The sequence below is a fragment of the Paraglaciecola sp. IT1134 genome, from assembly GCF_058068185.1.
In genome coordinates this window covers 460510-481097 of the sequence record NZ_CM176486.1, presented here as the reverse complement: position 1 = coordinate 481097, position 20588 = coordinate 460510, and the positions used below count along the sequence as shown (strand labels likewise).

At 45.5% G+C, this 20588-nt stretch carries 15 protein-coding genes; 2 read left to right on the top strand and 13 right to left on the bottom strand.

Going from position 1 to position 20588, the window contains the following annotated elements:
• Nucleotides 1-207: 207 nt before the first annotated feature.
• The 7 genes from AC3RV5_RS02120 to AC3RV5_RS02090 all read right to left on the bottom strand — a co-directional run bounded on the left by AC3RV5_RS02120 (nt 208) and on the right by AC3RV5_RS02090 (nt 10859).
• Nucleotides 208-3375: an efflux RND transporter permease subunit gene (locus tag AC3RV5_RS02120; protein ID WP_489730353.1), complete on the bottom strand. Its 3168-nt coding sequence runs from the start codon at nt 3373-3375 to the stop codon at nt 208-210.
• Nucleotides 3376-3387: 12 nt separating this feature from the next.
• Nucleotides 3388-4503: an efflux RND transporter periplasmic adaptor subunit gene (locus AC3RV5_RS02115; RefSeq protein ID WP_489730352.1), complete on the bottom strand. Its 1116-nt coding sequence runs from the start codon at nt 4501-4503 to the stop codon at nt 3388-3390.
• A gap of 390 nt (nt 4504-4893) precedes the next feature.
• Nucleotides 4894-5172: an alpha/beta hydrolase gene (locus AC3RV5_RS02110; protein ID WP_489730351.1), complete on the bottom strand. Its 279-nt coding sequence runs from the start codon at nt 5170-5172 to the stop codon at nt 4894-4896.
• Nucleotides 5173-6648, bottom strand: a complete 1476-nt coding sequence (locus AC3RV5_RS02105) for a sulfatase (protein WP_489730350.1) — start codon at nt 6646-6648, stop codon at nt 5173-5175. It lies immediately after the preceding gene.
• A 298-nt stretch (nt 6649-6946) separates the two neighbouring features.
• Nucleotides 6947-8479, bottom strand: coding sequence for an alpha,alpha-trehalase TreF (gene treF / locus AC3RV5_RS02100; protein ID WP_489730349.1), 1533 nt, complete (start codon nt 8477-8479; stop codon nt 6947-6949).
• A 5-nt stretch (nt 8480-8484) separates the two neighbouring features.
• Nucleotides 8485-9723, bottom strand: coding sequence for an MFS transporter (locus AC3RV5_RS02095; RefSeq protein WP_489730348.1), 1239 nt, complete (start codon nt 9721-9723; stop codon nt 8485-8487).
• A 110-nt stretch (nt 9724-9833) separates the two neighbouring features.
• Nucleotides 9834-10859, bottom strand: a complete 1026-nt coding sequence (locus AC3RV5_RS02090; RefSeq protein WP_489730347.1) for a LacI family DNA-binding transcriptional regulator — start codon at nt 10857-10859, stop codon at nt 9834-9836.
• A gap of 216 nt (nt 10860-11075) precedes the next feature.
• Between AC3RV5_RS02090 and AC3RV5_RS02085 the strand changes: the two genes are divergently transcribed.
• Nucleotides 11076-13346, top strand: a complete 2271-nt coding sequence (locus tag AC3RV5_RS02085) for a TonB-dependent receptor (RefSeq protein ID WP_489730346.1) — start codon at nt 11076-11078, stop codon at nt 13344-13346.
• Between the two features lie 191 nt (nt 13347-13537).
• Here AC3RV5_RS02085 and AC3RV5_RS02080 read toward each other — a convergent pair whose 3' ends face one another.
• The 3 genes from AC3RV5_RS02080 to AC3RV5_RS02070 all read right to left on the bottom strand — a co-directional run bounded on the left by AC3RV5_RS02080 (nt 13538) and on the right by AC3RV5_RS02070 (nt 16520).
• Nucleotides 13538-14359: a DUF4097 family beta strand repeat-containing protein gene (locus tag AC3RV5_RS02080; protein WP_489730345.1), complete on the bottom strand. Its 822-nt coding sequence runs from the start codon at nt 14357-14359 to the stop codon at nt 13538-13540.
• 221 nt (nt 14360-14580) lie between these two features.
• A complete protein-coding gene (locus AC3RV5_RS02075) occupies nt 14581-15720 on the bottom strand; it encodes an aminotransferase class V-fold PLP-dependent enzyme (protein ID WP_489730344.1) in 1140 nt (379 codons plus the stop codon).
• A 2-nt stretch (nt 15721-15722) separates the two neighbouring features.
• Nucleotides 15723-16520 carry a tryptophan 2,3-dioxygenase family protein gene (locus AC3RV5_RS02070; RefSeq protein WP_489730343.1) on the bottom strand — a complete coding sequence of 266 codons (798 nt, stop codon included), beginning with the start codon at nt 16518-16520 and terminating at the stop codon, nt 15723-15725.
• Between the two features lie 118 nt (nt 16521-16638).
• On the opposite strand from AC3RV5_RS02070, the gene AC3RV5_RS02065 reads away from it, so the two are divergent.
• Nucleotides 16639-17106, top strand: a complete 468-nt coding sequence (locus AC3RV5_RS02065; RefSeq protein ID WP_489730342.1) for an Lrp/AsnC family transcriptional regulator — start codon at nt 16639-16641, stop codon at nt 17104-17106.
• A 93-nt stretch (nt 17107-17199) separates the two neighbouring features.
• Here AC3RV5_RS02065 and AC3RV5_RS02060 read toward each other — a convergent pair whose 3' ends face one another.
• The 3 genes from AC3RV5_RS02060 to AC3RV5_RS02050 all read right to left on the bottom strand — a co-directional run bounded on the left by AC3RV5_RS02060 (nt 17200) and on the right by AC3RV5_RS02050 (nt 20287).
• A complete protein-coding gene (locus AC3RV5_RS02060) occupies nt 17200-18069 on the bottom strand; it encodes an ATP-grasp domain-containing protein (RefSeq protein WP_489730341.1) in 870 nt (289 codons plus the stop codon).
• 436 nt (nt 18070-18505) lie between these two features.
• The gene (locus AC3RV5_RS02055) at nt 18506-19372 is read right to left on the bottom strand and encodes a helix-turn-helix domain-containing protein (RefSeq protein ID WP_489730340.1); all 867 of its coding nucleotides are present in this window, start codon (nt 19370-19372) and stop codon (nt 18506-18508) included.
• A gap of 96 nt (nt 19373-19468) precedes the next feature.
• Nucleotides 19469-20287 (bottom strand): GNAT family N-acetyltransferase, encoded by an 819-nt coding sequence (locus AC3RV5_RS02050; protein ID WP_489730339.1) that lies wholly within the window; start codon nt 20285-20287, stop codon nt 19469-19471.
• Nucleotides 20288-20588 lie beyond the last annotated feature (301 nt).

Genomic DNA, 20588 nt, shown 5'->3' with positions numbered 1-20588 from the left:
AGTGGCTAGTAGCTAGCACTCTATCTCGGCAGAGGGGGCGAGTGACAGGCTGACGTCTACACGGCCGACTTGGAGATGTAACGACACAATCGTTCGAGCTTATCCCGCTGGAGGCCTTGCACTACAACACCCGCATGCAAGGATGAAGCAAAAAATAGAAAGGCCCTAGTTAGGCCTTTTTATTGTTACTTGAGTAGCCTCTTCCCGTTACCCCCTCTCGGTTACCGGTACCCGGCCCATTTCATCGAGCTTCTGGCCTTTTACCAGCATAGATAATTTACGCATCAGTACGTAAAACACAGGGGTGAATATCAAACCAAAGAAGGTTACACCTAACATACCACTGAATACTGCCACCCCCAGAGCTTGGCGCATCTCAGCTCCGGCACCGGTGGCTACCGCAAGCGGTAACACACCCAGGATAAAGGCGAATGATGTCATCAGAATAGGCCGTAACCGTAATTTGGCAGCGTCACTTGCCGCTTCATATAAACCTGCGCCTTCATGTTCACGATGACGAGCGAATTCCACTATCAGAATGGCGTTTTTACTAGCCAAACCAACCAACACAATTAAACCGACCTGGGTCAAAATGTTGTTATCCAAGCCCATTAAGTGCACACCAGTGATAGCGCTGAGTAAACACATGGGAACAATTAAGATAACCGATAAGGGCAAGGTCCAACTTTCGTACAAGGCCACTAACAACAGGAATACAAATATAACGGCAAAGCCGAATGCCAAAATACCTGTGTTACCTGATTGCTGTTCTTGATAGGCAAGTTCGGTCCATTCATAGGTAATACCCTCAGGTAGAATTTGCGCTGCCAATCGCTCCATTGTGGCGATGGCTTCACCTGAGCTAAAGCCCGGCGCAGTGCTGCCAATTAAATCTGCCGCAGGATACAAGTTGTATCTTGGCACACGGGACGGCCCTGAACGATATTCGAACGTGGCCACTGAACTTAGGGGAACCATTTCACCGCCTGAATTACGTACACGAATGCGACCTATGTCGTCTGGTTCCATTCTATAAGGCGCATCGGCTTGAGCGGTAACCCGGAATGTTCTCCCCAGGTAACTAAAATCATTGACAAAAGCACTGCCTAAATAGATTTCCAGTGCACTAAACACATCAGAAACCGATACACCTAAACGCTCTACCCGTTCCCTGTCTATGTCTGCATATAGCTGGGGCGTGCTGGTTTCGAAGAAGCTAAAGACTGAAGTGGTGGCAGGCTCTTGGTTGGCCGCCCCTGCTAGTTGCCACATCGCTTGTTCTAAGGCTGGTAAACCTCGACCGCCTCGGTCTTCGAGCATCATCTTAAAGCCGCCACCACTGCCGATACCACGAACAGGTGGCGGTGGAATGACCACCACATTTGCATCGTCGATAGCGCCCATCTGAGCCCGGGCTTGGCCCAATACATCATCAAAGGTGATCCCCAATTCGGCGCGTTCATCAAATGACTTCATTATGGTGAATATTGCGGCTGCATTAGTCGCGTTTGTAAAGGTAGCTCCTGAGAAACCCGCGAAGGCAACGGCGTTTTCAACCCCATCTATGCCAAGCAGCTTGTCCACCGCCTCTTGCACTACAGCATCGGTGCGTGACAAGGACGCCCCTGCGGGCAATTGAACACCAACGATAAGGTAACCCTGATCTTGTGCGGGAATAAAACCTCTGGGCACTATGCTAAACATGTACAGGGTAAAGCCCATCAGCAGCACGTATACCAATGACATCAAGCCTCCACGACGAACAAGCTTTGCAACTAATGTCGCATACTTGTCTGACGTTCTGTCCATTGCTCGGTTGAATTTCCCCGACAGATAATGGAACGTGCCGCTTTTTTCTGACTCGTCTTTATGGGGCTTAAATAAAACAGCTGCAATCGCTGGGCTTAGGATCAACGATACCGATACCGAGATGAGCGTTGCTACGGCAATGGTGATACCAAACTGGCTATAAAATTGGCCTGAGATACCCTCCACAAAAGCTGTGGGTAAGAAAACCGCTACCAATACCAACCCTATAGCTAAGACTGCACCACCTACTTCTGTCATCGTTTGGCGGGCCGCTTTTAACGGCCGCATGCCTTGGGCCATTAAACGTTCCATGTTCTCTACCACAACGATTGCGTCATCCACCACAATGCCGATGGCCAACACTAAGCCGAACAAGGTCAGGTTATTCAGTGAGAACCCTAGGACACTGAGGAAAGCGAAAGTACCGACCAGGGAAATAGGAATAGCGATAATCGGAATAAGGGCCGCTCGCCAGTTTTGTAAAAAAACCATGATAACCAAGACTACTAAGGCGATGGCTTCATATATGGTGTGCTCAACTGCGGTGATCGACTCGCTGATAAAATTAGTTGGGTTGTAAGCTATTTTGTAAGTTAAATCCGGTGGAAAGTGTTTCCCCACCTCAACCATGGCCGCTTTAATGGCATCGGCCGTTTCAATGGCGTTTGATCCGGGGCGCTGGAACACAGGCATAGCCACGGCTTTTTTATCGCCTAAATAGCCACGCGTGCTGTAGCTCTCTGCGCCAAGTTCAACCCGGCCCACATCACGTAAACGAACAATCTTGCCGCCTTGATTTTTAATGATGACACTTTCAAACTCTTGTGGCTCTATCAATTGGCCCTGGGTTTGAACATTGAGCTCGAATGCAGTTTGCCCAGCCTCGACTGGAGCCTGGTTCAGGGTACCACTGGCGACCTGGATATTTTGCCCCCGCAGTGCGGTTATTACCTCTGAAGCGGTCATATCTAAAGAGGCAATGATGTCTGGGTCAAGCCAAACCCGCATGGAATATTGACTGGCGCCGAACAGTAAAATATCGCCCACACCGTCGATACGAGAAAGCTGATCACGAATTTGCAAGGACGCATAGTTGGCAATATACGTTTGGTCGTACGTGCCATTTGGCGAGTACATATTGACTACCAACATCAAATCCGGTGAGTTTTTCTTAGTGGTTATGCCTAAGCGACGCACTGTTTCCGGTAGTCTAGGCTCTGCAATGGCGACGCGGTTTTGTACCTGTACTTGGGCGTTGTCCAAATCAGTACCCAGTTTAAAGGTGACCGTAAGAGTCACTCGCCCATCAGCGGTTGATTGGGATGAGATGTACAACATGTTCTCCACGCCGTTAATTTGTTGCTCTAACGGCGTGGCTACCGTTTTGGCCGCGACCTCTGCACTTGCACCGGGATATGAAGCGGCAACTTGTATCGTCGGTGGAGCGATTTGCGGATACTGCTCAATGGGTAAACTAAAATAGGCCAAACTGCCTATGATAAGCACGATAATAGCCAGTACCGAAGCGAACTTCGGGCGGTCGATAAAGAAATGCGATATATTCATTTTTGTCTCCCCTTACAGCGAATATTGGCTGGAAAGGTCAACTTCTTTGGCGTCCGCTGGCGTACCAGGACGAGCACGCATTAAGTTATTCAGTATCATGCGGTCATTTGTTGTTAAGCCTGATTCAATTACGCGCAGTTCATTAGTGTGCAATTTACCCAAGGTGACAAACTTACGATCCACTTTACCCTCGTCATTGACGACAAACACAAATTTGCGTGATTGGTCCGTGCCGATAATAGCATCGGGGATAAGGATCTTTTCAACGTCCTGCTCTGACAATAACCGAATGCGGCCAAATAAACCTGGCAGAATAAATCCGCCTGGGTTGTCCAGGATCGCTCGGCCGACTATGGTGCCTGTGTTTTGATCGATTTGGTTGTCAACAAAGTCCATCACACCGGTATGAGTGAAATCTTTTTCGTCTTGTAGGCGAATTTTCACAGGGTTCGATGCACTGCGCGAGCTTTCGCGTTTATTTGATTGGCTCAAGCGAATATAGCGCAGTAAATCACGCTCACCTGCGTCGAAATAAAAATGAATGGGATCGATTGAAACCACATTAGTCAACAGGGTCGCGTTGGTTGCTGTGCCATTAATCAGGTTACCTTCGTTGATTAAATCCCGAGAAACCACACCATTAATAGGTGATTTAACTTCGGTAAACTCTAAATCGAGTTTGGCATTTTCGACATTGGCTTGGGCCATGTCATATTCGTTTTGGCGGCGATCGACTTCTTCTTGTGAAAGAGAATTTTTTTTGCGTAAGTCGTTACCTCTATCCAACTCTTTTTTCGCCAAGGAAAATTGAGATTCGGCGCTTTGTAAGGCGATTTTAAAAGAACGTTGATCAATCACAAAAAGCACATCGCCTTTTTTAACTATTTGGCCATCTTTAAAATTGACTTTGTCTAAGTAGCCGCTAACACGTGCGCGAATATCCACTTGTTGTGTGGCATCGAAACGCCCTGTGTATTCATCCCATTGGGTGATCACAGCATTAATCGGAACGGCCACTTCAACAGACAAAGCTTGCGGTGTCGATGCTTTTTGCTCGGGTTGCTTAGAGCAGGCAGTAACTAGGATTAAGAGTATTGTTGTTAATAAATAAGGCTTAAGGAAGCGCATTAAATTAGATCCTCGTTTGGCGTGAGCAACACACGCTTAATTAATATGGTGTCAGTTTATGTTTAGTATGGCTGATATTGAATGCATAGTTATGTTTACAGCAGGGAGTCGCGCACTATTTGGGTAGCGAAGTTCGGCCAGTGCTTAACTTCTGCGTCCGCTTTTTACGGCCTTTAACCAAAAACCGATTAAATAGCTAAAAATCTCACATAACCTAAGGTTTAACCAAAGGTTGAATCGGTTTTTGATTTGCAAAAAAGCAGTTGCAGAGATGGGGTCACAAGTAAAACAAACAAGGCGGAGGTAAATAGTTCTGTGTATTATAGACTATTTTTTTTAGCTATATCAAAAACAGTGAAATCAATGGGGTCACCCATTATCCCGCCGGGGTCAATCGTGGGAGCGAAATTGCATCGCCCAAGCAACAGCCGCAGAAGCATCATTTATTTGCGCGGGAAACGGGTGCTCTGGGGCCAGTCGATAATTAGGCACGACAACACAGAGCCCTTGTTTAGCAAAGGCTATAGAATATTCTCTCGAGCCCCGCTCTTTACTGCCAGAAGTTAGGCCTCCACCGTGAAAGTGGACAAGAATTGGCGCATTTAGTGGTCGCTGCGAAAGATAAACGTCTAGTTTATCTCTGTTATGTGTATAGTTTTGCTCAGGCAATTAATCTTGATCTTTAAACGCTAATTGAGGTGACCAAGGGATCTGACCATTCAGCGGATTTAAAAATCGGGCATCGGTCTCCAAGTACCATTGGTGCAGTTTAGTGCGCAGCTCCTTAGCTTTATCTGACATGACCTCAGACAAATCTGTCCGCTCACCGATGTCATCGAGCAGATTGTATAACTGAAATTTTCCATCTTCGAACCGTTCGATCAATTTCCAGTCTCCTTGTCTAATGGCCGCACCGGGAAAACCGCCTTGATTGGAATAATGTGGATAATGAAAATAAAGCGGTCGCTGAGAAAAACTGGCTCTGTCGGTAGAGTCAGTAAATAATGTCAAATCTATGCCATCTACGTGTTGTTGCGGTTGTAAATGGAGATTTGCAGCACTGAGTAATGTCGGATATAGATCGGTTGATATTACGGGTTCTGACAAAGTTCTGGAATTCGCTTTAGAGTGTGGCAATTTGATAATAAAGGGCACTTTTATTCCACCTTCGTACAACCAACCTTTCCCGCCTCTTAATGGTAAATTTGCGGTAGGTGAACCTTCTGCCGTAGACAATCCGCCGTTGTCAGAAGTAAAAACAATAATGGTATTGTCAGCTACGCCTACTTGATCCAACTTATTCAAAAGTCGGCCTACCTGTGTATCCATTTGGTTAACCATAGCCGCATAGGTCGGATTATTTTGAACGACTCTAACCTGACGTTCTTCGTCGGTAGGCCAAACTTGCTCTTCCAATTCAAATAAAGGAGCGTTAGCTAAGGTGGCCGCTTTTTGCTGATATTTATCAACTGCCCCTGATGGTGCTTGCAAAGGTGTATGCACGGTGTAGAACGCTAGTAACATAAAAAATGGAGACTGTTCTTTTGCATAGCCATCAACGAGAGAAATAGCTTCGTTAGTTAAACGCTCTGTCAGGTATTCGCCATTTGGGCCGTCCGTTAGCCTGGCATTTTTATAGGGCGAGAAATAACCGCCCGCAGGATGACCATTTTTAGTTCCGCCAATATTCACATCAAAGCCGTGGTGCTCAGGCCAATAGTTTGCGGGCTCGCCTAAATGCCACTTGCCTAAAAATGCCGTTTTATAACCGTTTTGCTTAAACGCTTCAGCAATGGTGTATTCTTCATGCGGCAGAACCTGTTCGAATTCGGCTGGTGCAAAACTTGCTGTTCTAGACGGTTTGTTGTGAGGGTGAAACCAATCCGTAGTATTCGCTCGGGTCGGATACCTACCGGTCTGCACGGCATATCTGGAAGGACTACATACCGGATTGGCTGCATATCCGTTGACAAATTTAATACCTTTCTCAGCAAGTTTATCAACATTGGGCGTATCGTAAAAGGTATCAGGATTGAAGGCTTTGATGTCGGCGTAGCCCAAATCGTCAACTAAGATGACGACCACATTAGGTTTGGTTAACGTATTTTCTGAATGCCTTATTTGACTGCAAGAGCTCACTAGCACCAACAAAACACCTAGACATAAAGCAGGCCTCACAATCATATCTTTGAAGTAAACAAGCATTGTAACTCTCATTATCGGCTTATTTTTTCACACTACAGAAACATCATACCTACCACAACATCTAACTATCAACCAATCTTGTTTTTACCCTTCGTGCCCGATAAACCCCAAGGTCCATGCAACCTGTGATTTACCATTCTAGCTTTATCTTCTATCCCTCAACTCGGTGTTAGCCCTTAAGCTCATGGTTTTTTTGTTATTTAGAACCGCGATGACAACGCTCATATCGTTAAAGCATTTACCTGGCTAACAGATCATAAAATGCCAGGGTCACGCCATTGGTCCAACCGAACCCATGTTGCACATCATACTCACCACCATCGGCTAAACTATCGAGGGATCGAACGTCGTATTTTTCCATGATGTTGCCGCTTTTCACGAACTGTAAATCAACGGTTTCTAGCCAGCGTTGCATAATGTCAGCGGCGTCGGCGAAATAGCCATAGTTGCGCAACCCCATCACAGAAAACCACTGCAACGGCGCCCAACCATTTGGCGAATCCCACTGCTGAGCGGTAGTATTCAACGTGGTCACTAAACCGCCGTCAGTTAAGAACTCAGATGTAAGCGCATTTTTCACGTTTGTGGCTTGCTCCTCGCTTGCAATGTTCACAAATAACGGCAAGGCTGCCGCCAGCGAGCGCACAGCCAGCGCCGTTTGTTGCCCAAAGTGATAATCAAAATAAAAGTGTTTTTCCGACAACCAAAAGTAACGATTTATGGCTTCTCGGCGGTTGTCGGCGCGCGTTTGAAATGCTGCCGCCTGTGTATCCTGGTTTAACATTTTGTGATACTTACCAAGGGTTGCTTCTAATTGATACAACAGGCAATTTAAATCGACCGGTACAATGTGGGTCGTTTGAATAGATGACAGTTCGCTTTCATCTGCCAACCAACGGGAACTGAAATCCCAGCCCGACTCACAAGCTGCCCGAATATTGCGATAAAATTCAGGGCGCTGCTGGGGTGAAAACTCGGCAGCTAATTCAACATCTTCCAAATAAGACTCACTGCGCGGCGTCGCCAAATTATCCCAATAACGATTCAACGATGCGCCGCAGGGCATTTTCACCACACGATGATAAGCCTCGCCAACGTCTTGTAGTTGATTTTCGCCGCGCATCCAAAAGCGATGTTCTTTTTCCATTCCATCCAGACAACGCCTGATAAATTCACTATCGACTGACTCAGTATTATCGACACACAGGTCAACCATCATGGCCAGCACAGGTGGCTGCGAGCGCGAGTAGTAATAACTACGATTACCGTTAGGTATGCAGCCAAACGTATCTTGTAAATCGATAAAATTCAGCACCATGGAGTGAATCAAATCAGTATGACCTGACTGCTTTAATCCCAGTGCAGTAAAATAGCTGTCCCAGTAATATATCTCCCTAAAACGTCCGCCAGGTATAATGTACGGATGATGCAGCGCCAATAAGGTACTGTTCTTTTGGTGACTATCTGGCGAGCGAGTCAACTTCGGCCATAAATCGTTAATGTAAGAATTAAGCGTTGGCTTTAGACCTCTATCATTTAATAGAATTTCTTCTGGTAGCCGAAAATGACTATTAACAAACTCACAAAGGGAAAAATCTGCATCATTTTTGCTTAGGTCGTATTGCGCGAGAACTTTTTGCCAACTACTTATTGGCAAGGCATCGCAAATGGTTTTACTGTCATTAAATAACCCCTCAAGTTGTATACGTTTGAATAACGCACTATCGAAAAAGGCAATACTTGGGTGATCAAAAGAGGAGGACTGATGCATTATTTTTACGCTCCTTGAAGGGTGTTTTTACGCGGCTGGGCCGAGAGTCTTCTAAACAAATACAGACTGATAATAATCATCACTATGGGGATAAGTGACATATAAAAGGCATGTTGACCGCCGAATTTATCAAATATGATGCCGGTTAAAATAGAGCCTAACGTGCCCCCTAGGGCTGAAAAGATAACGATAAGACCGGTCATCTTTGCATGTTGCTGATTAGGTAACGCACTTAACATGACGGAGTTAATTAAAGGATAAATTGGCGCCATGAATAAACCTATTGCTGGCAATAAATAAGCGGCAAGTGGTGCATCAAATATACCATTAACGACAGTGTGATGAGGTTGGTCTGCCATAGGTAGGGTCAACAGTATGGTTAAAAACATCATGACTAGACAACCGTTGATGAATACGTACCAAGGTATAAATCGTAATAAGAGTCCAGCCAACAAGCGACCAATCGCGATCATTGCGGCAAAAATACTGGTGAGTTGAATACTGATATTAACCGGTAGGCCTAACACTTCGCGGTTGAAGGTAGGTAACCAAGAACCTATGCCTTGCTCCACCAGCACATACAGGAAAATAGAAATAACAAAAATGAGTACCAAAGGCTGATAAGTAAGTTTGAGCATATCCAGAAATTCACTGAATGCCCCTGTCTCACTTCGTACATAAGCCACACGTTCAATGGGAGTAAAATAAACAAAAACCGCTGCTAACGAGATTAACCCACCCAGCAAATAATACACATTGAGCCACTCAAGAGAGGCCGGATTTTGTGGGTTAATAAAGCCGCTGAATACCCAATAGCCGGTGAGCACACCAACCATAAAGATGCCTTCTACTGTGTTCATCAGTGACGAATGACTTTTTGTATCAGCGCTTAACTGACCTATAAGGGAGTAGACGGATATTTTGACCAACGCAAACGCGGTACCAATAGTCGCGAAAAGGATTTTAATAAAGAAAAATTCGGCAAATAATGGTGTTAACAAACACACCACTGCGACCAAAACAAGGCCCAAACATAAGGCTATCTGATAACCAATCCTGGGAATGAATGAGGCGACGAAGAATGAAACAAAAGCGATGGAGAGATCTTTAAAGCCCTCTAAAGTACTCGCATTGGTTTTTGAGATATCGAAACTGGTGATCGATTGCAGGATCACCGTTCCCACACTGTTCAGCAAAACGGCAAACACAAAATAACACAGTGATATAGCAACAATGGTCAGCATTCGATTCATAGTTTAGGTCTACGTTTGGGTGATTACAGCGAAGTGTAAAACGTACGTTAAGAAAATGCAAACGTTTGCAACAGCGAAGAAAACCTCTTAAATCGTGTATTTCATAGGTTGTGTTTGGTCGACTGACGAGCAATTAATACAATATTCACCACGGATGAGTCGACTTTTTGGCCGTCAAATTGGGCGATAAGCTTATCCACCATAATTTGAGACGCGAGTTGGGTATTTTGTTTAATTGTTGTTAATGATGGATACGACAGTTCGGCCATTAAGATATCATCAAAGCCAATGATCCCCACATCACCTGGAATACCAATATATCGCTCTTTCAAGGCGCGCATTGCCCCTAATGCTACCATATCACTGCACGCCACTATGCCGTCAAAGAATAGCCCTTTAGTTAAAATCAACTCACTGACTTTGTCATATGCTGCGCGACTGGTGAGGTCGATGGCCACGGTAAATGCAGGGTCAAACGTGACACCATGTTTTTCCAGCGCGTCTTGATAACCTCGATATCGTCCGGTCATCTCCATATGCTCAGGGTCGCCCAAAAATATAATATTTTTACAGCCGCCTTCGAGCAAGTGCTCTGTGGCAAGCTCTCCGCCAAGTCGATTGTTACTGCCCACAATAGGATAATTCGAATCTATTCTAGGATCGCCCCACACCACCATAGGCACGCCAGACGCGGCCACTTCCTGCACTTTTAGATCACTTTTTCCCTGCCCCACCACGATCAACCCGTCCGCTCGTTGACTGTTGATAAAGTAATTGGCCCAGTTGTCCGTCGCCATAAAAGAATTAGACAGCAATAAATCATAGCCTTTGCTGTTCAGGGCCTGGTTCAAATCAGCGACGGTTTTTAACAAAAAAGGATCACTGATGCTCTGCTCTGTATGGTCTATCAGGTTAAGAATAACCGCAACGACTTTGGTCTTTTGGGTGCGTAAACGACTCGCCGCCTTGTTAAGGCTGAAATTGTGCTGCTTAGCTAATGCCTGAATGCGCACCCGGGTTTCTTTTTTAATCAGCGGGTTGTCACTCAGTGCACGTGAAACTGTAGAAGTCGATACACCGGCAAGGTTGCCCAGATCGTTTAAGGTCAATTTTTTGTTATTTTTCAAACTATTACCTAAATTAAAATATGCGGTATTGGGCTTTAAAATTTACAACACGAAGGGGTGTTCTGCGCATTATCAATGAAATCTTTTAACCCTAGTGTAATCGTTTTCCCTTAAGACTACATCCTCACGACTGATCTAAAGACCAACAAATTTCTAATTAAATCAAACATTTTTACATACCGTTTACAACACACTAATAACTCAATGGGTACGCTCATGAATTTAACAACACACAAACAGAATTCTCTCGCATTAAGTGTTTCGTTGGCGCTTATGTTGCCAGGTGTGGCTTTTGCACAACAAGAAACGGAGCAAGACAAAAAAGATGAAAACAATTTTATAGAACAGATAGTTGTCACAGGTAGCGCAAGTGGTACCGCTGTACGCAAAGTCGAAGCCAGTTATGCAACAACCCTCATCAGCGCTGCGGATATCAAAAAACTCGCACCAAAGAGCACCGCTGATCTATTTAAGGCGATACCAGGCGTTTGGTCAGAAAGCTCAGGTGGTGTGGCCGGGGCCAACGTATTTGTGCGTGGATTCCCTGGCGGCGGCGATGCTCCGTTTCTAACCTTGCAAGTCCAGGGCGTGCCCATTTTCCCGCCCTCGACCCTGTCGTTTTTAGAAAACTCGTCGTTGTTCCGTATCGATGAAACCATTGATATTGTTGATGCTTTGCGTGGCGGTCCCGCCTCTGTGGTATCGAGCGGTCAACCCGGTTTAACCACCAACTTCTTGCTCAAAGAAGGTTCGGATGAAACCGAAGGCTCAATCAAGTATTCAACCTCAGATTACGACTTACAGCGCATAGATGCGGTGGTTTCAGGCAAACTCGCCGAAGATTTATACTTTATGTTTGGCGGCTACGTCCAGCAAAGCCCGGGGATCCGTGACGCCGGTTTTAATTCTGAAAAAGGTAATCAGTTCACCCTGAATATCACCAAGATATTAGACAATGGCAAGATCAACTTCTTTACCCGTAGTACAGACGATCATGGCGCCTGGTACCTACCTACACCACTAGTTGATGGAGTTGATAATAGTTATACCCAAATCGGCACCTTGAACCGCCAAGCCACTATACAATATGGGCCTGATGGCACATCTGAATCTATGGACTTTGGCGAAGGGCGTGGTTGGAAAGGTACCGTCAGCGGCGGTAGCGTGAATCTAGAATTTGGCGACGGCTGGACATTTGTTGACCGCTTTGCCCATCTTGCCGGTGATGCGGACACCCTGGGCTTAGTGCCAAATGGCGATCCCGCTTTGCTATCAAGTGTGGCCGACAATGGCGTATCGGCCACGGGCGCTGTGACAGGTGAAGTCTATAGCGGCGATACCCTAGTTCAGCAAATTGGTCGCTGGGTGGTGCGCAAAGACATTGAATCATTTACTAATGATGTGGCGATCACCAAACAAACAGACAAATTTAAAACATCGTTAGGCTTGTATGTAGCAAATTTTTCATCTAACGATTGGTGGAGCTTAGGCAATCACTCTTATCATGTTATTCGCCCGGGTGGCGAAAACCTCACTGGCATCGATTGTAATGATAACCAAGATAGCTGTGGTTGGAATTACGATATCAATGCCACAGGCGATGGCACGACCAAAGCGATTTACGCTGCGTTTGAATATAAGGTGAGTGACACAGTCACCGCAGATGTGGGTGTTAGAGATGAAAACCACACTATTGACTACACAGTTGATGAAGGCTTGGACGGCGTGATAACTAAAGCCGTTCAATATGATGAGTCAGATGTCGCTTTTACCGCTGGCGTAAACTGGCAATTCCAGCGTGAGCAAGGGGTATTCTTACGTTACAGCGAAGGCAGTAAAATGCCGTATTTTGATGACTTGCGTGACAACTTCGATAGCTTCTCGTCAGGGGACGACTTGATCATAGACGTAACGCAGTTAGAGCTGGGTTATAAGTTAGCCGAATCTAACTACACCCTATATGCCACCGGTTTTTACAATGAAGTAGAAGGTGATCGCTTTCAAACTTTACCCGGCGCACCGGTTCAAACCCTGACTAACGAAGCGTACGGGGTTGAAATAGACGCCAACTACTTTGCTGACAACGGTTTCTCGCTTTCACTCAATTCAACTATCCAAGAAACTGAAATCACCGAAAGCCCCACGAACCAAGGCAACGAAGCCCAGCGTCAGCCAGGTTGGCAAGTTCGCTTGACTCCAAGCTATGATTTTGAGTTCAAAGACTTCTTTGCCACCTTGTATGGTACAGTTTCTATGGTGGATGACAGATTTTCTAATAATGAAAATACAGTGGTATTAAAGGGATATGAGAAATTCGATATCGGACTGATTTTACAAGGCGACTCAGGATTAACCTTTGAACTAGCCGTGCAAAATATCACCGATGAAGATGCGTTAACAGAAGGTGATCCGCGTAATCCTAGTGCCCCTAATGGCCGCTATATATTGCCCAGAACCGCCACTTTTAGTGTCAGTTACGCGTTTTAATATTTACGCTATCGAGCTAATCTAACCTGCGATGAAGCAAACTAAAAAGCGCTTTGTGCCCCGAGCATAAAGCGCTTTTTTAATTCCGGTACCAGAGACAGCCTATATTGCGGCCCTTTGATCACTCTGCGCATGTCCTGAGTGCCCATCTCACGCTGAAAATTTATCCGTTTATACCGATAATCCCCATTCTACATCCGGGTTTTGGCGTTGGTACTTGGCTGTTTGACAAGGTTTTTCACTGTCACGTCCCCTGAGCCGTCACCCAGTAATTTAAAGTCGCCCGCGCCTTTAATGTCTATACTGCCGGAGCCGTCATCTACCGACACCAGACCGGCAACTTTTTTAACCCTTATATCGCCGGACGTATCTTCGATGCTTAAATCGCCGGCCATATGTTTGACAAAAATATCGCCGGAGCGGTCCACTATGCTGCTATTACCCTCTATGTGTTTTAACACTATCTCCCCGGAACGATCATTAATTTGTAAGGGGCCCGTTAAGCCATCAACCAATATATCACCGGATCTATCATCAACATTTGTGGCTCCGCTGATGTTAGTTAATGTGATGTCCCCTGAGCGGTCAAAAATTGTCAGGCCCCCTGACATGGCTGAAATTTCTATATCTCCTGAGCGATCCCTGACTTCCAGCGCCATCGAGACAGGTAGACTGACGACTAAATCAATACGTTGGTCGTCATGTATGATTCGCTTAATGTGAGCATAAAGCACGACTTTGCCGTCCTTTTCTTCCAGAGTTAGCTGGTAGTCGTCAGGGGCCAAATCGTCGCCAACTATCTTGGCCTCTACCTTGATTTGAGTACTGTCGCTACCGACTACGGATAACTCTCCTGCTCCGGCGTCAATCAAGATGGAGTTTAGTGCGCCGGCTTGCATCTGCACTACTTTTTTTGTCTCATGGGTGTTTTGGTGTATTGAGTCTGCAAACAAGGACTGACTTATGAACCAAGCCACCAAACCAGTGAGGATAATCACAGTGAATTTGTACATAACAAGTATTCCTTTTTGATGATGATATAACCTGGGTCAGAAGTTAGTCGCCTATCAATAGCTGAAAGTTTAAATGGTAGTTTATTAAAACCATGGCAAGGTCGGAGCTCCTAGCTAATGATTTACTCAAGGAGAATTTGCAAGCAGGTTACTTAAGCTAGGGTCTAACCCCGATGGTCAACTTAGTACCAACAAACCCTAATCTGGCGCCCGCAGAGCGTTTATAGGGTTTGCAATAATTCAGCTACCTGAGCGGCTTGTTCCTGGGTATTGTAGATATGAAACGACAATCTCAGAGTATTTTCCCGGCGATCGAACAGGTAGCCTGCCAGGCGCAACTGTTGTTCTAACTTGGCGGCTTGTTTTTCACCCAGAGACAGGCACAAGGTGCCACCTGTAGTGGCCAATGCTATATCTTGGATTAGATAAGGTTGCGCCGCTTCAAACACAATTTTTTGTAGCTCACGATTGTGTACTTGAATGTTTTTCACCCCCAACTGCTGGATCTGTTTGATACTGCCCTGGGCCAAGGCAAACGACGCTATTGATGGGGTACCGCCCATAAAACGCATGGCATCGCCTGCATAGGCAAAATGATCTATATCAAATTCGAAGGGATTTTGATGGGAAAACCAGCCCACATCTACGGGTTTAAGTTCGCCCAGGTATTTAGGGTTGAGCCACATAAAACCTGCTCCCGGTCCACCACATAACCATTTAACACAGGAGCCGAGCACCACATCTGCCTGCCACTCTCTTAGCGAAATAGGCACGACACCAATGGACTGTGCCACATCTACCATCACCTTGATCCTCTGGCCATTGCCCTGTTGTGTGGCGGATTGATTAGCACACATCTGGCTGATTTGGGCCACGGGGGACAACACCCCCGTATTAGAGTGCACATGGGTGATCAGCACAGCAGCTACGTCTGGGGTAAAGTGCTGATCCCATACATGCAAATCTGTTGCATCCAGCTGAAAATCAATTAATTTAAGTCTATAACCGAGCTTGTTTAACGCTTGCACCACAAATCCCATAGAGGGAAATGCTGTGGCGTGCATCAACACGGTGTTTTGTTGGCTGTGTGGCAGCTCAGGCAAGGATTGCAAATACTTGCACAGACCACTTGAAACATTGGCCTGAGGGCAAAAATGCGTGGCTTTGCCCCCTAACAATTCGGCCAATTGCTGATTAAAAGCCTGAAGTATGTCCAACCACTTAGGCCAGGCATCACCGCCCAACTCCCGCCAGGTATCCAGATAACTAGTTTGCAAGTGCGCCTCTGCTAACTTTGGCAGGCAGCCCACAGAATGGCTTAATAGATAGTTGCCCTTGGGCAGATTGAATAACTGCTGCATGGTTAATCCAGCGTCTCGTCTGCGGCCTTATGAAAAGGGCATTGGGGTTTGCTTGGAGTAATAGAGTCGCGAACTTTACCGTATTCCTGGCCCCATGAATCTGTCATGGCACTGCGAATATCCCATAGTTCTGGAAACGAGCGATGTTTAGCACCGGTTTGCAACAGTTCCACCGCCCGACCTTTGAGAGATTTTGACCCCATGCCGATGGAGCGCTGAATTAAAAACAAGTGATTGCTGCGGAATTTCTGCAACTGCTCATCAAATTCCAGCAGCGATTCGGCTACCACATAGCTGTCATCATGGGCGTATTGGGAGTCATAGATACTCTCCACTGTTTTGCCCCGTCCGGTCAGATAATGGCTGCTAAATTCGGCCCACAGATCCGGTGGCAGTTTGAGCAGGCTACGAAAACCCGGCGATTCCTGACCACTACCATTACCCAGTTGCAAACGAATTTGCTGATATTCTTTGGGTGACATGTTTTCTAACAGATCCAGTTGTTGGGTCATCATGCGCTGGATCATATGCACTCGTTTGAGCAAGGTAACCACTCTGTGGGTATTTTGTTGCTGCATGAATTCCAGCACGTCCACCAGGGTATAAACGATTAATTTCATCCACAGCTCTTCAATCTGATGCACGATCTGAAATTGTAATTCGTCACCGTTACATAATTCATTCAGGGGTTTTTGACAGGCCAGCAAACGGTCACAATTTAAATAGGTACCGTAATCGAGGATTTCGGGGTGGTCTAACATGGCGAAGTATTTCTGCTGATAAGCGCTAATTTGGGGCATGTGCAAGTATCCAATAAAATTATAATGGCTATTATGCTAGTGCACTCGCCTTTGAACATTGTTCCATTTATACTGAAAATTCACGTTTTTTCAGAACAACGTTCCGGATTATAGCAATATGATAAAACAAAGTTTAGAACCTATCGCATTCAAACTGGTCTCGCACCTCGAACAAGATGGCAGGTTATCCTTTGCCGCTCTTGGTGAGTCCATCGGCCTGAGTAAAACCCCCTGCTGGAACCGGGTGCAAGAATTACAACAATCCGGCGTGATCCAGGGTTATAGCGCCAACCTTGACCCCAAAGCCCTGGGTCTGTCGATCCGGGCGCTGGTGCATGTGGTGGTCAATTTCGAACATTATCAAGCCTTCGAACGGGCCATCCTGGCCCATCCTGCAGTGCGTTCCTGCCATGCGGTAACGGGAGATTTCGACTATGTGCTGGAAATCTTAGCCAGCGACATCGATGCGTTCGACCAGTTGTTAAGGGCCAACCTGAGTCGGCTGCCCGGGGTGCAACGTTTTAATACCGCCATTTCTACCCGTATGGTCAAAAATGCCGGACCTTATTGCTTGATGCTCGAGTAACTCCTGAAAAAGGAAAAAGGGGTCTGAAAAAGGGGTCGGAGTGAATTTCAGTTTTATTCACTCCGACCCCTTTTTACCTTTTCCAAACCGTTGTTAACCTTGACCAAAACACTCGATAAAAGCATCGGCAAACCGTTGGGCGGCATTTTCATCCATATTAAAATATAACGAGGGTTCAATAAGTTCAATTTCCATCACTGCAAATTCAGCACCACAGCGGAGTAAATCGATACGGGCATAAAGGGCATCATCTGGCATTGCCGCCATGGTATGCCTGGCCTGAGTCAGCATTTCGTCTGTGGCTTGCACCGAGGTCAACTGTCCGCCATGTTCTTCTTGCACACGAAAATCATCGGTTTGGGGTTGTTTGACAATGCAGTGGCTATAGTGGCCATTAAAATAAAATAATGAATATTCCCCCTCTTCCACCACAGCCGTTAAAAATGGCTGCACCATATAGGGCCGCTGGCTAAACACCTTTTTCAGCGCTTTACTTTGGGCAAGTAACTGTTCCTGGCTTAAACGATAGGTATGATCCGCGTTGGCACTAACGGTGGGTTTAAGCACAATCTCCTCGACTGCAAAATGGGCAAAGGATTTGGCTACATCGGCTAAGTCAAACGTGTCGAACCAGCGAGTAGGCACAATGTTAATGCCCTGGCCTGCAATATCTTTCAGATAACCTTTATCAATATTCCACATTAGCAACTGCATACTGTTGGCCAGTATGGCACTTGAGGCATCTATGCGCTGCAAACAACTGACAAAAGCCTTGGCATCTTGTTGGTAATCCCAGGTACTGCGCACCACCACAACATCAAACTGGTTCCAATCCACATCGGCTTTGCGCCAGGACACTTCTTCGACTTCCCAGCCGTAAGCCTTTAGAGGGGCAAACAACATATAATCATAGGCAAAAAAGCCATCAAGGCTGTCCATCGATAAAAAAGCGCAACGTTTCATAAAATAATTCTTTTGGTTAACGGTAACTATTTCACAGCAATATCATGTGTAGTTTGTGCGTGCAACACCGCCCAAAAATGAGAAACGATTGTTAATGTCTCTGCAACCCTAGTCTGTGCTAGTCAAACTTAGCATATCGATTTAGATTTATTTCAATTCGAACTAAACGGTTTCCCGCTTAGTGCCTGCACTTATCTCAGTCTGGGCAGCTGTTCGAGCGAAGTTTTTTTACCTGGAAGTGTCAAGAAATAATACTGCTTTTGATAAAATAGTTTCTATCCTAGTTGATGAAGTGTTGATTTTACGATACATATTGTGCTCTCGTGTAAGCGCTAAATCTGCTGCTCCGTGACACCAGCATTTCTATGTGGCATCGAATTTTGTGAACTAATCATAGTGATATTACGGCGATGGAGATAGCGCATTTCTGACAATATTAAGAAGAACTCCCCCCCCCATAAACGTCAATGGTTAACCCTCTCTCTTTTGCGTAGGTTTTCGGTGTTAAACCAAGTTGTTTTTTGACATGACGGATGAGGTGAGGTTGATCACTAAAGCCAAACTGAAAAGCGATGTCAGCCCAATCAAAATCACCAGTATTACGCTGATAAAGATATTCCAACATTGCTTCCAATTTATTCATAGATTGAGTTTGCTTTAACGTTAAGCCCGTCACGCGCAGAAAGCTGCGTTCTAATGTTCTTTGTGAACAATGCAGCAAATTGCTGAGCTTGGAAACGGGGGTAGCGTCCAGCATGGGTAATATTTTTCGCGTGATCTTACTGTGTTTATCTTCGATGCAGTTTGACAACCACGGCAGCAATAAGGCATCTAATTGATTACGACATTGTGTAGGATCACTTCGCGCCATTTCGATGAGTTGGCATACATCGTAGTCACTGTTATTTAGTAGCGTCGTCACGTTGACGTCCTTTACCCTGTCTAGCATAGGGTGAGAATAAAAAGGGATCGCTAAGCCGTAGAGCGCACCAACATTTAGCTTTACACCCAAATGAACAAAAGGTTTAAAGTGATCTAACGTCAACGTTTGATAATGGGGGAACAACCAATGACTTCCTATGCCGCTGGCGACACCTGGGTTCATGTCATACTGATAGATTTGTTCTTTAGGGGATAAGATCAAATGGGCCGATGGATCTGGGTTTAGCTTTGGGTACTGATAACTCTTTGCTTCTGGGCGTTTTTCAATAAACCAATAACATTCAATGAATTTCGCAACCTCAGGTAAGGTTGAAGGCTGTAACCAACGGATCATCTCGTACTCAAAACTACTTTGTGGCACATATGTTTACTATATGACAAATGGTTTGTTAGTGCAGTTTTACCTGTAACCATAAACCCAAACCGAATAACGGTATGGGTGTATTACAATTGTTAATTAACGCTTGAAATCAAGCTGAATAATACGGTTTTCACATACCAGTCCCGCTCTAGTGATGGCTTTGTGTGCTCCAAGATTGTCGCTTTCAGTTGAGCAAATCGTCTTCAATCCTTGCTCATGGGCAATTTTTATCAAGTGGTGAAGCACTCGCGTCGCAATCCCTTTGCCTCGCTCCGATTCAGCAACAATCATGCCTACATCAGCAAACTCTGTTTGGTATTCGTCAAATAAACGGCATTCCCCCGTCGCTAATAGTCTGCCATTTTGCCAATAGCCCCAAAGCTCTTTGCGTTGAATCAGATTAGCAAAGTATCCTGATAACCACTGAGCGGGTGCGCCGAGAGTCGTGGCTGCGAACTCCACGTATTTAACAAGTTGCGCATGCTGCGCGAGCTTCATTTCTAATGGGTCGTCAGTACCGAAATTTACCAAAGTACTTTGCTGATACATTAAGGCGTTCACTTTAAAAGACGACGAGTTGTCTAAGCATAATGACAGATAAATGTTTTCTGCCGTGCTAACAAATGCGCCTTTAACGACACCGATTACAGAACTATTCTGCTGTGCGATTAACGTAAATAGCTCCTTCGGCTGGGTTTGAGCGCTTGGACAGAGATAAAACTGCAACATATAGCCTTCGCTATTTATGCAACAGTATCCGACTAATTTGTTATTTTCGTGAAATCCAAAATGATCCGAATTGGGTACAAAACCAAAATGCCACATACCATCAAGCGGTGCTGTCGATAATATGAAGTATCGTTTTTTAAGTTCGCTGATTTCGATTAATGACTCAATTTTTTTGATTTCTAACATGGCTTTTTACCTTCAAATTCCCGTAAACAGTAGCGTGAATGAATGTGAGTTACTTATCTGATGAAGTGCTACGTTGCGATGCCAGGGATAATAGGAGATATTCAGATTGAAAGATTGAATAAAACCGACAGTATATCGGACGTGACCTCACCATACTTACACGATGAGCGCCTCAACCCAAAGCCCCCAATACCCATCGGTGACTTATCAATGATAAAGGGGTTGATCAGAGATATTGATCACATCTGAAAAAGTGAAAAGCGTCAGCAAAAAATCCTGCCCGCCCACGAGTATCATTAGG

Coding starts and splice junctions, on each gene's coding strand:
- AC3RV5_RS02050 (WP_489730339.1), bottom strand. CDS start 20,287: ATGTTAGAAATCAAAAAAATTGAGTCATTAATCGAAATCAGCGAACTT.
- treF (WP_489730349.1), bottom strand. CDS start 8,479: ATGCATCAGTCCTCCTCTTTTGATCACCCAAGTATTGCCTTTTTCGAT.
- AC3RV5_RS02065 (WP_489730342.1), top strand. CDS start 16,639: ATGATAAAACAAAGTTTAGAACCTATCGCATTCAAACTGGTCTCGCAC.
- AC3RV5_RS02115 (WP_489730352.1), bottom strand. CDS start 4,503: ATGCGCTTCCTTAAGCCTTATTTATTAACAACAATACTCTTAATCCTA.
- AC3RV5_RS02085 (WP_489730346.1), top strand. CDS start 11,076: ATGAATTTAACAACACACAAACAGAATTCTCTCGCATTAAGTGTTTCG.
- AC3RV5_RS02120 (WP_489730353.1), bottom strand. CDS start 3,375: ATGAATATATCGCATTTCTTTATCGACCGCCCGAAGTTCGCTTCGGTA.
- AC3RV5_RS02075 (WP_489730344.1), bottom strand. CDS start 15,720: ATGCAGCAGTTATTCAATCTGCCCAAGGGCAACTATCTATTAAGCCAT.
- AC3RV5_RS02070 (WP_489730343.1), bottom strand. CDS start 16,520: ATGCCCCAAATTAGCGCTTATCAGCAGAAATACTTCGCCATGTTAGAC.
- AC3RV5_RS02095 (WP_489730348.1), bottom strand. CDS start 9,723: ATGCTGACCATTGTTGCTATATCACTGTGTTATTTTGTGTTTGCCGTT.
- AC3RV5_RS02080 (WP_489730345.1), bottom strand. CDS start 14,359: ATGTACAAATTCACTGTGATTATCCTCACTGGTTTGGTGGCTTGGTTC.
- AC3RV5_RS02060 (WP_489730341.1), bottom strand. CDS start 18,069: ATGAAACGTTGCGCTTTTTTATCGATGGACAGCCTTGATGGCTTTTTT.